This is a genomic window from Brevibacillus borstelensis, assembly GCF_003710865.1.
Taxonomy (GTDB): Bacteria; Bacillota; Bacilli; order Brevibacillales; family Brevibacillaceae; genus Brevibacillus; species Brevibacillus borstelensis.
Genome location: NZ_RHHO01000038.1, coordinates 55164 through 68213 on the forward strand (window position 1 = coordinate 55164; position 13050 = coordinate 68213).

Here is a 13050-nt window from a genome sequence, read left to right on the forward strand (position 1 = left end):
CATGGCGGGGAAAGCGACTGCGGAGGAAAAGGAAGCAAAACCATTGCGTCACGGCTATACAACCGGTTCATGCGCCACGGCAGCCACCAAAGCGGCGCTGACCGCCCTGATCACGCAGCAAGAACAGCGCGAGGCGACGATCCGTCTGCCGATCGGACAGGACGTCAGCTTCCAGACGGAAAGCTGCGAGTTTGATGCCGTTTCCGCGACAGCAGGAATTATCAAGGACGGCGGGGATGACCCCGATGCGACCCACGGCGCTTTGATCGTCAGTACGGTGAGCTGGCTGGACGAACCGGGGATCGTGCTGGACGGCGGAATCGGCGTGGGCCGCGTCACCAAGCCGGGCCTGCCTGTCCCCATCGGTGAAGCTGCGATCAATCCGGTCCCGCGCAAAATGATCAGGGAGACCGCGCAGGCCGTCCTGGATGAGCACGGGATCGAGCGGGGGATCAAAATCGTCATTTCCGTACCGGCTGGCGAGGAAATCGCCAAAAAGACCTTGAACGGCCGGCTTGGCATCATCGGGGGCATCTCCATCCTGGGTACGCGCGGCATCGTCGTGCCGTTTTCCACGTCCGCCTACAAGGCCAGCGTCGCCCAGGCGATCAACGTCGCGCAGAAGATGGGCTGCCGCCACATCGTGCTTTCCACGGGAGGCAAAAGCGAGCAGTTTGGCATGACGCAGTATCCGGAGCTGCCCGAGGAAGCATTCGTGGAGATGGGCGATTTTGTCGGCTTTGCGCTCAAGCAATGCAAGCTCAAGGGCATCGAAAAGGTGACGCTGGTGGGCATGATGGGGAAATTCTCCAAGGTGGCGCAGGGCGTCATGATGGTCCATTCCAAAAGCGCTCCCGTCGACTTCGGCTTTCTGGCCCAGCTCGTCCGGGAGGCGGGTGCACCGGAAGCGTTGGTCGAGGAGGCGCGGGGAGCCAATACCGCTTCCCAGGTAGGGGACATGATGGCAGAATACCCCCTCTTTTTTGAAAAGCTGTGCGAAAGCTGCTCGCGGGCAGGACTTCGCGAGGTTGGCGGGGGCATGGAGATCGAGACCATGCTGATCACGATGAAAGGAACCCTGTTGGGGAAGGTGACGGTTCATGACACAGGCAATGAAGGTGATTGGAATCGGAGATGACGGTACGCAAAGCCTGCTGCCGTTGTACCGGACGTGGATAGAGGAAAGCGAGCTGCTCGTGGGGGGAGAACGGCATCTCTCCTTTTTTCCCGATTATCCGGGGGAAAAGCTGGTTTTAAAAGGCGGCCTGACCGCCATGGTCGAGCAATTGCGCGAGGAGAAGCGGAAAACGGTCATCCTTGCCTCCGGGGACCCGCTGTTCTACGGAATCGGCAGCCTGCTCGCGAAAAAATTGCAGGTGGAGATTTATCCGCATCTCAGCTCGATCCAGCTTGCTTTTGCCAGGATGGGAGAGGCGTGGCAGGATGCCGCGTTTCTCAGCGTTCACGGGCGCAGCATCAAGGGTCTGGCCCAGCGGATCGACGGCAAGGAAAAAGTGGCCCTCCTGACCGATCAGGAAAACAATCCGGCTGCGATTGCCCGCTACCTGCTCTCGTTTGGCATGAACGAGTACGACGCCTTCGTCGGGGAAAATCTCGGCAGCGCCGGGGAGCGGACAGGCTGGTACTCGCTGGAGGAGATGGCGGACGGGGGTTTCGCAGATCTGAACGTGGTCATTTTGCGCAAACGCAGACAGGGCCCGATATGGCCGCTCGGCATCGCCGATGAGCAATTTTCCCAGCGCAAGCCCGACAAGGGGCTGATCACGAAAAAGGAAGTGCGTATTCTGAGCATCGCGCAGCTGCAGCTCCACGCCAAAAGCATCGTGTGGGACATCGGCACCTGCACCGGTTCGGTGGCAATTGAGGCAGCACGCATCGCCCGCGAAGGGGAAGTGTACGCGGTCGAGAAAAATGCGGACGATCTGGCCAACTGCCGGGAAAACATGGCCAAGTTCCGCACCGATTTTACCGTTGTGCACGCCAAGGCTCCGGAAGGACTCGACCAGTTCCCCGACCCGGATGCGGTGTTTATCGGAGGGAGCGGCGGCGAGCTTCGCGAGCTGCTCGGCATTTGCTGCAGCCGGCTCAGGCCAAATGGCCGCATCGTGGTCAACGCCGCGACGATCGAGACGTTGTACGAAGCGACGCAGGCATTCGCTGCGGAAGGCTTTGAGACATCGGTTACGCTGGCGCAGCTTTCGCGCAGCAAGCCGATTTTGTCAATGACAAGGTTTGAGGGATTGAACCCGATTTATATCATTACCGCCTGGGCCAAGCAGGAGGACAAGCAAGGAGGAGACAGCCAGTGAGCACCATCGGAACACTGTACGGCATCGGAGTCGGTCCGGGAGACCCGGAATTGATCACGGTCAAGGCATTTCGCCTTTTGCAGCAATCGCCAGTCGTCGCCTATCCAAAGAAACGGATGGGCAGCAAAAGCTACGCGCACCAAATCGCGGAGCTGTACGTCAAGCCTTCGCCGGACAAGGAAATGCTCGGCCTCGTTTTTCCGATGACCAAGGACAAGGACATTTTGGAGCGGGAGTGGAACAACACTGCCGACATCGTCTGGGAGCGGCTTCGCGAAGGGAAGGATGTCGCCTTTGTCACAGAGGGAGACCCGCTGTTTTACAGCACATTCATTCACATGATGCGCGTCATGAAGGAGAAATACCCGGAGGTTCCGGTCGTGTCGGTGCCGGGCATTTCGTCCTTTCTCGGCGCGGCAGCCCGCCTCAATCTGCCGCTCGCGGACGGCGATGAACAGATCGGAATCATTCCGGCTACAGAAGACCGCGAAGCGATGCGCAAAGCGATTGAAGAGCACGACTGCGTCATTTTCCTGAAGGTAGCCAAAGTGCTGCCAATGATCATCGGGCTGCTCAAAGAGCTGGACTTGGTCGATCATGCCGCAGTGGCAACCAAAGTCACCTCCTCGGAGGAAATGATCTGGACCAATGTCCGCGAGCTGGAGCGGGCAGAGCTTGGCTATCTCACGCTGATGGTGGTGAAAAAGGGATGAAACTGTACATAGTTGGCGCAGGACCGGGAGACCCGGATTTGATCACGGTAAAAGGCTTGAAGCTGCTGCAATCGGCAGATGTCGTCCTGTACACGGATTCGCTTGTAAACGACGAGCTGGTCGCAAAGGCGAAGCCGGGGGCAGAAGTTTTGCAAAGCTCGGGGATGGCGCTGGAAGAGATGGTGGGACTGCTCGTCGACCGCATCCGCCAGGGAAAAACGGTCGTGCGTCTGCACACCGGCGATCCGTCCGTGTACGGAGCGACGATGGAACAAATCGCACTGCTGAAAGAAGCGGGCATTGAGGTGGAGATCGTCCCAGGCGTCAGCTCCGTCTTCGCGGCGGCAGCGGCAGTCGGAGCGGAACTGACTATCCCTGAGCTGACCCAGACGTTGATCCTGACCCGTGCAGAGGGACGGACGCCTGTGCCGGAGCGGGAAAAGCTGCGGGCGCTGGCTGAGCATCACTGCACCATCGCGCTTTTCCTGAGCGCGACGTTGACCAAAAAGGTGGTCCGCGAGCTGACGGAGGCAGGCTGGAGTCTGGATACGCCAGTCGCTGTGGTGCAGCGCGCAAGCTGGCCGGATCAGATCATCGTGCGGACGACGCTGAGGAACCTGGATGAGGATATGGGCAAGAACGGCATCCGCTCCCACGCGATGATTTTGGCCGGCTGGGCGCTGGACCCCGACATCCACGCCAAAAGCGAGCAGCATCGCTCCAAGCTGTACGATAAAACCTTTACGCACGGGTACAGAAAAGGTGTGAAAGAAGGATGAACATCGAGCTGACCGAAGGAGAAATCCCGGCGATCCGGCAGAGAGGCGAGTACGCCATCGTCGCCATCACCAAGCACGGCGTCGAGATGGCCCGCAACCTTCACCAGACCTTTCCCGGATGCGACCTGTACTACATGAGCAAGTTTGCCAAAGGAGACGAGGAAGCCAGAGGCATCCAGATGTTCAACAACAGCGTGCGGATGCTGTTTCCCGCTCTTTGGCCTGCTTACAAAGGACTGATTCTGATCATTTCCCTCGGGGCCGTGATCAGGATGATCGCCCCCATCTTGCAGGACAAAAAAACAGACCCCGGGGTCGTCGTCATAGACGACAGAGGAGAAAACGTGATCAGCGTGCTGTCGGGGCATCTGGGCGGCGCCAACGAGCTGGCCCGGGAAGTGGCTGCTGTACTGGGCGCAAATCCGGTCATCACCACGGCTTCCGACGTGCAGAAGACGATTCCCGTTGATCTGTTTGGCCGCCGCTTCGGCTGGGAGTGGGAGTCGGACGAAAAATTGACGCCGGTCAGCGCCTCGGTCGTCAACGAGGAAAAGGTCGCTGTCGTCGTAGAGTCGGGCGAGCGCAACTGGTGGATGCATGATACGCCGATGCCCCCGTCCATCCACGTGTTCGATACGATTTCGGAAGCGCTTGCTGCCGAGCCGCACGGCGCTTTGGTCGTCACCCACAGAATCCTGTCTTCGGAGGAAGAGGCCATTTTGGAAAACGGCGTTCTGTACAGGCCCAAGGTGATCGTGCTCGGGATGGGCTGCAACCGCGGCACCTCCGCCGATGAAATCGAGTCGGTGATCAAGGAAACGCTGGCTGAGCTTCGCTTCTCCATCAAGAGCGTAAAGGCTCTGGCCACGATCGAGCTGAAAAAGGATGAAGAGGGACTCATAGAGGTTTGCAGCAAATACGGCTGGCCGTTCGTCTGGTATTCCCCGGAGGAGCTGAACACGGTGAAGCTGGAGGAGCCGTCCGAGACCGTGTACAAGTTTACTGGCGCGTATGGCGTCAGCGAACCGGCCGCGAAGCTGTATGCGGGCGTCGACCAGCTCGTGCTGACGAAGAAAAAGTCGGGCAACGTGACCATTTCCGTCGCCCTGATGCCGTATGGCGGGGAGGGAAGACCATGAGCAAGAGCCGTCGTCTCGTCATTGCGGGTACGGGAAGCGGGGCGGGAAAAACGACCGTGACCATCGGCCTGATGGCCGCCCTGAAGCGCAAAGGCCATGTCGTACAGGGCTTCAAATGCGGACCAGACTACATCGATCCGACGTACCATACAGCCGTGACCGGGCGGGTTTCCCGCAATCTGGACAGCTGGATGCTGGATCATCATACGATGAAAGAAATCTTTGCCCGGGGCAGCCGGGGTGCCGACATTTCCATCATTGAAGGCGTCATGGGCATGTACGACGGCAAGGACCCGACAAATGACAAGGGGAGCACGGCGGAAATCAGTATCCTGACCCAATCTCCGGTCCTTTTGGTTATAGGTGCGCAGAGCATGGCCCGGAGTGCCGCGGCGATCGTCAAAGGCTTTCAAATGCTGAACCGGGAGGCCCGCATCGTCGGGGTAATCGCCAACAAGGTCGGCAGCGAAGGGCATTTCAAGATCGTCAAAACAGCGATCGAGCAGGAGTGCGGCGTCCCCGTCGTGGGCTATTTGAAGCGGGAGAGCGATCTGGAGATTCCGGAGCGTCACCTCGGCCTGGTGCCTTCCGTCGAGCGCGGCGAGCTGGCCCCGCTGTTTGAGAGGCTTGCCGACCTGATCGCGGAGACAGTCGACGTGGCCCGCATTTGGGAGCTGGCCCAGGCTGAGGAGCTTGTGGTGGAGCCACGGATGTTTGGTTCCGTTTCCAGCCAATCCCCGCGGGTGAAGATCGCCGTCGCCAAAGACCCGGCGTTTCATTTCTACTATCCGGAGAATTTTGAATTGTTGGAAGCGTACGGAGCCCGGCTCCACTACTTTTCTCCGCTTGCCGGAGAGACTGTGCCGCCTGATGCCGACGGACTTTACATCGGCGGAGGCTTTCCGGAGGAGTTTGCCGCGGAGCTGTCGGAAAACACAGCCGTACTGGAATCGTTTCGGAATGCCATCCGCTCCGGCTTGCCTACGCTCGCTGAATGCGGCGGGTTCATGTATTTGACTGAGGCGATCGTGACGACCGACGGCAGCGTCTACCCGATGGCCGGTTTGATCCCGGGAAAGGTATCGATGCAAAAGCGCCTGGCTGCTCTCGGCTACCGCGAAGTCACCGGAAAAGCGGGCAACTTCCTGATCGGACCGGACGAGCAGGCGAAAGGGCATGAATTCCACTACTCGACTTTCGCAGCCGACGAGGAACTGCCGCATGCCTACGAAACAAAAGGGCTGCGCGGCACCAAGCCGGAAGGGTACGCACAAGACAATCTCGTCGCGGGCTACACCCACCTGCACTTTGCCTCCAATCCGGCATTGGCGAAGCGTTGGGTGGAGCGGTGCCTGGAGGTGAAGAGGCGTGGCTGATCATGGAGCTTTTGACCGCAGCGGAACTAAGTCTGCAGGCAGCGGCATGCCTGGCGCGAATGGAGCCGGAGTTGCAAACAGCGCAGCTCGCGAAACCGTTCAAACAGCGCCTGCCAGCCTCCCGGGGAACGCTCCGGCTCCGGCAAAGGAGAAAAAATCCCAAGCCCTGCCGCTGATGATCCAGGGAACCAGCTCCGACGCCGGGAAAAGCGTGATCGCGACAGCGTTTTGCCGCATTTTCGCCCAGGACGGATACCGGACAGCACCGTTCAAATCGCAAAACATGGCGCTCAATTCGTACGTGACCATAGACGGCAAGGAGATCGGACGGGCGCAGGGCGTTCAGGCCGAGGCGGCAGGCATCGCCGCCACGACAGATATGAATCCGATTCTGATCAAGCCAACCCGGGATGCGGAATCCCAGATCGTGGTCAACGGCGAGCCGTACGGCAACATGAAAGCGATGGCCTACCGGACCGAGTTTTACGACCAGGGCTTGCGCGTGATCGAAGACGCTTATCAAAGACTGGCCACATCCTATGACCGGATTGTCATCGAGGGAGCCGGCAGTCCCGCGGAAGTGAACCTCAATGACCGCGAGCTCGTCAACATGCGGGTCGCCCGGCTGGTGAATGCGCCGGTCATTCTCGTCGCCGACATCGAGCGCGGCGGCGTGTTCGCCAGTCTCGTCGGAACGCTCCAGCTGCTGGAGCCGCAAGACCGCGAGCGGGTGATCGGAGTGATCATCAACCGGTTCCGCGGCGATCTGTCGCTCCTGCAGCCGGGGCTGGACTGGTTTGAACGCTATACAGGCAAGCCGGTGCTCGGCGTCGTTCCGTTTATTCCCGACCTGTGGATCGATGCGGAGGATTCGCTGATTCTGCACCGCTATCAGGGGCAGGCGGAAAAGACGAGGGAGATTGACATCGCGGTCATCCGCTATCCCCGCATCTCGAATTTTACCGACATTGATCCGTTTTTCGTGGAGCCGGATTGCCGCGTCCGCTTTGTCACCCGCACGGAAGAGCTGGGCGAGCCTGACCTGGTCATTTTGCCGGGGAGCAAGAATACACTGGAAGATTTGCTGTTTTTGAGAAAGACCGGGCTGGAGCAGTCGATTCTGGATTTGCACCGGGCTGGACGCAGCTTTTTGGCGGGAATTTGCGGCGGGTACCAGATGCTGGGGAGCGTGATTTACGATCCGGCAGGGGTGGAGTCTCCACTGAAATCAGCAGCCGGCATGGGGCTGATTCCGATGGAAACGACGATGGAGCAGCGCAAAACGACCGTTTTGTCGAGGGGAGTCGCCGCTTTTGCCGGAGAGAAGATCCCTCTGGATGGTTACGAAATTCACATGGGCCGCTCTGTTTTTACCGGACAGGCATCTCCATTTATCCGGTTGGAGGATCGCACGGACGGCTATTGCGATGAGGAGCGCCGTGTGCTTGGCACGTATTTTCACGGGTTGTTTCACAGCGATCCGCTTCGGATGCGCCTGCTCAATGCGCTTCGCAAAAGAAAGGGACTGGCTCCGATCACGGAGCGGCCTTCTTTCGTGGCGTTGAGAGAGCAAGGATTCGATTTGATCGCAGATACCGTCAGGAGCCATGTGCGTCTGGACATCATCGAAGAGCAGATGAGAGCTTTTCAGGGGAGTGAGTGCGTAAATGAACACAGCAGATTGGAAGAACAAGCTGGCACAGGTACAACCGCGAAATGAGGAGGCAGCGCAGCAGGCAAGCAGGCATGTGAATCAACTGACGAAGCCGCTCGGCAGCCTGGGCAGACTGGAGAGCTTGGCTGTGGAGCTGGCTGCGATGACAGGGGAGCCCTTTCCGGCGGTCACTCCGCCCGGCGTCCTTGTGTTTGCCGCCGATCATGGCGTGGCGGCAGAGGGGGTCTCTGCGTATCCGCAGGAAGTGACTGCACAGATGGTAGCCAATTTCGCACACGGAGGGGCAGCCATCAATGTATTTTCCAGGCAGATCGGCGCCCTGCTACACGTCGTCGATGTCGGCGTCGCAGTCGATGTGGATGCTCCCGGCGTTTGGACGAAGAAAGTTCGGCCCGGTACAGCCAGCTTTTTGCGCGAGCGGGCGATGACTCGCGAGGAAGCGGAGCAGTGCGTGCAGATAGGATTTGAAAGCGCCGAGGCGATCATCGACGAGGGGGCAAAGCTGTTGATCGTCGGTGAGATGGGCATCGGCAATACGACCGCCAGCAGCGCTCTGCTCGCTGCCTTGACGGGAGCGGAGCCGGATGAGCTGGTCGGACGCGGAACGGGAGTCTCCGACGAGAAATGGCAAAAGAAAAAAGCGGTGGTGAAAGAAGCGCTTTCCCTGCATCAGCCTGACGCGGGCGATCCGCTCGACGCGCTCTCCAAAGTAGGCGGCCTGGAGATCGGCTCGATGGCCGGAGCCATCCTTTGCGCGGCATCAAGACGAGTCCCGGTCCTGCTTGACGGCTTCATTTCGACCGTCGCTGCCTTGCTCGCCGTTCGCCTCTGCCCGGTTTCTGCCGAGTACCTTTTGGGCGGACATCGCTCACAGGAGCCGGGCCATGCGTTTGCTCTGCAAACACTTGGAAAGGAGCCGCTTGTGGACCTTGGCCTGAGGCTTGGGGAAGGCAGCGGAGCGGCGGTCGCGTTTCCGATCGTCGAGGCGGCGACGCGGATGCTGCGGGAGATGGCTACGTTTGATGAGGCGGGGGTGAGCAGCGAGTGAGCAAGACTGGCCGCGTTTACCTCGTAGGAGCGGGTCCCGGCGACCCGAAGCTGATTACCGTAAAAGGTCTGGAGTGCTTGCAGCAGGCAGATGTGGTGATTTACGACCGGCTGGCAAACCCGGCTCTGTTGGAGCACGCCCCGGACGATGCTGAGCGCATCTACTGCGGCAAGCTTCCGGACAACCACACGATGCGGCAGGAGGCGATCAACGCCTTGCTGGCAGAAAAGGCGCTGGAAGGCAAGACGGTCGTCCGGCTGAAGGGCGGCGATCCGTGCGTATTCGGCAGAGTGGGCGAGGAAGCGGAGCATCTGGCGCAGCTCGGCATTCCGTTCGAGATCGTTCCCGGCGTGACAGCGGGCATTGCTGTTCCGGCTTACGCGGGCATTCCGGTGACACATAGGGAGTACGGATCGTCATTTGCAGTGGTCACCGGGCATTTGCGCGAGGGCAGAGCGGAAACGGCGGAAGCAGAAGACGCACAGGACGCCGTCAGCGACAAGTGGCAGGCGCTGGCGAAAGGCATCGATACCGTAGCCTTTTACATGGGAGTGGGCAATCTCCCGTTCATCCGCAAACAGCTGATCGCCCACGGCCGCGCACCGGAAACGCCTGTCGCCGTGATCGCCTGGGGAACGATGCCCGAGCAGACGACTGTGACCGGCACGCTGGCTGACATCGAAGAACGGCTGGCGGCAGGTCCGCATATCTCCAACCCGGCGATTATTCTGGTGGGCGACGTCGTCAACATGCGAGAGAAGATCAACTGGTTTGAGCGGATGGAGTGAGGGATATGCGCCTCTATCCGATGATGGCCAAGCTGCAGGGGAAACGCTGCCTCGTCGTCGGCGGCGGTCAGGTGGCAGAGCGGAAGATCGGCAGTCTGCTCGCTGCCGGAGCGGATGTGGCCGTAGTGAGTCCGTCGTGCTCCCAAGCAGTTGAAGAATGGGCAGGGGCAGGTAGTCTTGTCCTGTTTCGCCGGCCGTTTTCTCCGGAAGACGTACGGGAAGCGGTGATCGTAATTGCGGCGACGAACGATCCGGCTGTCAATCTGGCCGTGTATCAAGCCTGCGGCTCTCACCAATGGGTGAACGTCGTCGACAGACCGGATTTGTGCAGCTTTACCGTTCCTTCCGTTGTCGAGCGGGGAGATTTGCAGATCGCCATCTCGACAGGCGGGCACAATCCGGGATTGGCCAAGAAGCTGCGCCGGCAGGTGGAGACGCAGTTCGGTCCCGAATACGTGGAATATACGGCGTTTCTTGGAGCGATGCGCAGCCGCGTGCTGGCTCTGTCGCTGGACGAAATGCGCAAGCGCGAGCTGCTCTCGGAATTGCTGGATGATCGCTTCCTGCACTGGACGAGAACAGGAGAGCGGGAGCGAAGGGACCTCGAGGCAGAGAAATTAATCGAACAAACGAGATGGACCGGCGCCTGAATGGCGGCCGGTTTTTTTATTGCAGGGACAGGAAACTTTTTACAGTCCGCTCCGTCTTCTCCAACAAGGGCTAGAAAATCCGCCATATTGTAAAGGAGAGACATTTTCATGAGAAGCCGATTCCTTGGATTTTGTTTGGCGTTCCTGTCGCTTTTCTTTTTGCAAGCATGCTCAGAAAAGAGCGAGGATACAAAGAGCATCTTGTACGAAAACACTACCCATCATTTTACGCTGCAGCTTCCAAAAAGCTGGGAAGGGAAATACGAGGTGACAGAGACGGAAAACCAGATCATCTTTTCCAGCAAAGCAAACCAGCCCGGCGGCATTCTGTGCGAAGTCAGAGTCTGGAGCCAGGAAGAATGGAAGCAGGACGGCGAGGAATTGACGACGGTCATTCACTTGGAGAAAATCGGCGAGACGGATGACAAGGTATACTCGTTCAGCACGCCGACCGATGTGCAATGGATTTTGGGCGATGCCGAGAAGGAGCGGGAATACCAGGCGATGTTTGCCGAGGTATCGGGGATCAAAGCGTCTTTTAAGATTAAGGAATAGCGGTGTGCAGAACATTTTTTTAGTTCGCTCTCGTTCTGTTGGCTGTCTGGTCCACGAAGAATCGCTGAAAACAAGCTTGGAGCGAAGAATGAATGAATAAAGAAGCATTATCATGAGAAATGTGAGATTTGTATGTTGCTAGTGAGATTAAGTAATGGTTAATACCCATCTATAGAGAATAAGTATTCTAAGAAAACACGGCGACCTTTCCCGGTGGAATACCGAGTAGTGGTCGCCGTATATATTTTTCTACCAGTCTAATTGGCTGTATTTTAAACACATAAGTATGCTTGTCTACTAGCTTCTGTCTTGTATCCCAGAAATCAAAAACTTATTTTTAATAATCTGTGTGGACAAAAGTATAGTACCCGCCATTTGGAGACAGGCCCCAAGCATTTTTTTTCGATAGGAGACCATCCCAATTAGAATATTTATATAGTACTCCTTCAGTTTTCTTGAATCTGGGTACGAATGCGATATATCCTCTTTCTCCCAAAGCTAAGTTAAAGGTATAGTGATCAGTAGATGAATAGGTTTTTTGCCAAGTAAAGGAGGCTCCGGCAGAAATCGCGTCTTTTTCTGCACCTACAGAAGCGCTGAAAGAGTGACTGACTTGTGCTGATACAGTCTTACCAAGGGAACATCCACCAGTTGATGTGCATTTAATTCCATCAGTAACTTGTATCCAATCTCTACTCCACTCAGTTGAATTTGTGGTTTCAGTATAGGTGTAGTATTCGCGATAATCAGCTGCAGGATTTATCGTATTAGCTTTATTATTTGTAGGGATTGTTCTCTGGTTGTTTTGGGTGTGTAAATCCGTTGTATTAGATATATATTCCTCTTTGGTCATTGGTACTAAATAGCCACCAACCTCTTTTAGTGGGGTGATAAGCAGACCGGTTGATGGGTCGATAAAAGCATTTTCTCTGTTAATTTCTTGATAAGCTCTGTTTTCCTTACCACTTGCTGCTACTACTGAAGAAGATAAGACCAATAGACTTAGTGTGCAACTAATACCAAGAGACAAAAATTTCAGAATCTTTTTCATTTAATACCCTCATTTACCAATTTATTCAAATTATACTATTAAAAGTTAAAAAATGGAACAGCTATTTTTTGTCATTTGCGGATTCAACATAATAGTAGATCCCGCTATTTTTATCAATAGAAGGCTGGACCTTACTTCCGTTTTTAAGGCTGATTCTATTCTCGATAGTACTTGTAACTCCAAGGTAAACGTAGAAGGTTTTCTTTGATTGAGTATTAATTTCACATGTTATAGCAGGTGATGCGGTTTCATTCAGACGTTTTACTAATACAGGATCGTTCTCTCTATACCATGCGAATTGTCCATCTTTTTTGCTTAAACTTGCAACACCAACTATCGTTCCTTCGGGTACATTTTGCTTAAAAATAAGTAGTGTTTCGCCGTCTGTTTCTACTGTTGACAACAAATCACTTTCATTAATACTTTCTAGTTTAATACCATTTTGAATTGCGGCATCGGGTGAAGAAAACCACATTAAACTATCTTTACTACCTAATGAACAACCAGAAAGGATAACAAATATCATTAATACAAGCATCAAATACCTCATAATACTCTTCTCCCTTCTTCCAAAGTGTTGTGTCTGCGACTTTATTACAAAGCAGGAATGTATCAGTTTTTTACAATCGAATATAAAAACAGAAAATGGATGCAGCAAACATTCATCAGCAAAGACTCGTTTATACAATAGGCTCGGGAAGCTTCTTTATTCGCAGTCATTGGGGAAATAATGGCTAGTTAGAAATTCGGGAGGAGATAACGGGATTAACTGATTTTCAGATAGGGAATCAAATTGTTTTTTTAAAATATACCATTATAAAGTATGGAAAAAAAGGGTAAATTATGAATTCGCTTTAGTGTTATAAAATTATCAAATGTATGGATGAAAGCAGAATGCAAACGACTGGCCGGCCGGCAATGCGCCAAAGGACGTGCCGTGCGAATT

13 protein-coding genes are annotated in these 13050 nt (G+C 55.8%); 11 read left to right on the plus strand and 2 right to left on the minus strand.

The window, feature by feature from the left end; translation table 11 throughout:
- Position 1 precedes the first annotated feature (1 nt).
- The 11 genes from EDM54_RS18760 (at position 2) to EDM54_RS18810 (ending at position 11053) form a co-directional block, all read left to right on the plus strand.
- Positions 2-1138: a cobalt-precorrin-5B (C(1))-methyltransferase gene (locus EDM54_RS18760; protein ID WP_024983473.1), complete on the plus strand. Its 1137-nt coding sequence runs from the start codon at positions 2-4 to the stop codon at positions 1136-1138.
- A complete protein-coding gene (cbiE, locus tag EDM54_RS18765; protein ID WP_122958624.1) occupies positions 1101-2330 on the plus strand; it encodes a precorrin-6y C5,15-methyltransferase (decarboxylating) subunit CbiE in 1230 nt (409 codons plus the stop codon). The genes EDM54_RS18760 and cbiE overlap by 38 nt, the downstream gene beginning before the upstream one ends.
- Positions 2327-3043: a precorrin-2 C(20)-methyltransferase gene (gene cobI, locus EDM54_RS18770; protein WP_003388108.1), complete on the plus strand. Its 717-nt coding sequence runs from the start codon at positions 2327-2329 to the stop codon at positions 3041-3043. Before cbiE ends, cobI begins: the two co-directional genes overlap by 4 nt.
- On the plus strand, positions 3040-3822 hold the full coding sequence (gene cobM, locus EDM54_RS18775) for a precorrin-4 C(11)-methyltransferase (protein ID WP_003388106.1): 783 nt from the start codon (positions 3040-3042) through the stop codon (positions 3820-3822). Before cobI ends, cobM begins: the two co-directional genes overlap by 4 nt.
- On the plus strand, positions 3819-4961 hold the full coding sequence (locus EDM54_RS18780; protein ID WP_122958625.1) for a cobalt-precorrin 5A hydrolase: 1143 nt from the start codon (positions 3819-3821) through the stop codon (positions 4959-4961). Before cobM ends, EDM54_RS18780 begins: the two co-directional genes overlap by 4 nt.
- Positions 4958-6337, plus strand: a complete 1380-nt coding sequence (locus EDM54_RS18785) for a cobyrinic acid a,c-diamide synthase CobB (protein ID WP_031932194.1) — start codon at positions 4958-4960, stop codon at positions 6335-6337. The genes EDM54_RS18780 and EDM54_RS18785 overlap by 4 nt, the downstream gene beginning before the upstream one ends.
- Before the next feature lie 175 nt (positions 6338-6512).
- Positions 6513-8057 (plus strand): cobyric acid synthase, encoded by a 1545-nt coding sequence (locus EDM54_RS18790; RefSeq protein ID WP_238986209.1) that lies wholly within the window; start codon positions 6513-6515, stop codon positions 8055-8057.
- Entirely contained in the window at positions 8005-9060 is a 1056-nt protein-coding gene (gene cobT, locus EDM54_RS18795) for a nicotinate-nucleotide--dimethylbenzimidazole phosphoribosyltransferase (RefSeq protein ID WP_051567343.1), read from the plus strand. Before EDM54_RS18790 ends, cobT begins: the two co-directional genes overlap by 53 nt.
- Positions 9057-9848 carry a uroporphyrinogen-III C-methyltransferase gene (gene cobA / locus EDM54_RS18800; protein WP_003388100.1) on the plus strand — a complete coding sequence of 264 codons (792 nt, stop codon included), beginning with the start codon at positions 9057-9059 and terminating at the stop codon, positions 9846-9848. The genes cobT and cobA overlap by 4 nt, the downstream gene beginning before the upstream one ends.
- 5 nt (positions 9849-9853) lie before the next feature.
- Positions 9854-10498 carry a precorrin-2 dehydrogenase/sirohydrochlorin ferrochelatase family protein gene (locus tag EDM54_RS18805; protein ID WP_024983467.1) on the plus strand — a complete coding sequence of 215 codons (645 nt, stop codon included), beginning with the start codon at positions 9854-9856 and terminating at the stop codon, positions 10496-10498.
- A gap of 108 nt (positions 10499-10606) precedes the next feature.
- The gene (locus tag EDM54_RS18810) at positions 10607-11053 is read left to right on the plus strand and encodes a hypothetical protein (protein ID WP_024983466.1); all 447 of its coding nucleotides are present in this window, start codon (positions 10607-10609) and stop codon (positions 11051-11053) included.
- Positions 11054-11390: 337 nt separating this feature from the next.
- Here EDM54_RS18810 and EDM54_RS26240 read toward each other — a convergent pair whose 3' ends face one another.
- Positions 11391-12104: a hypothetical protein gene (locus tag EDM54_RS26240; protein ID WP_141334143.1), complete on the minus strand. Its 714-nt coding sequence runs from the start codon at positions 12102-12104 to the stop codon at positions 11391-11393.
- 61 nt (positions 12105-12165) lie between these two features.
- Positions 12166-12654 (minus strand): hypothetical protein, encoded by a 489-nt coding sequence (locus EDM54_RS18815; RefSeq protein ID WP_024983464.1) that lies wholly within the window; start codon positions 12652-12654, stop codon positions 12166-12168.
- Between the last annotated feature and the right edge of the window lie 396 nt (positions 12655-13050).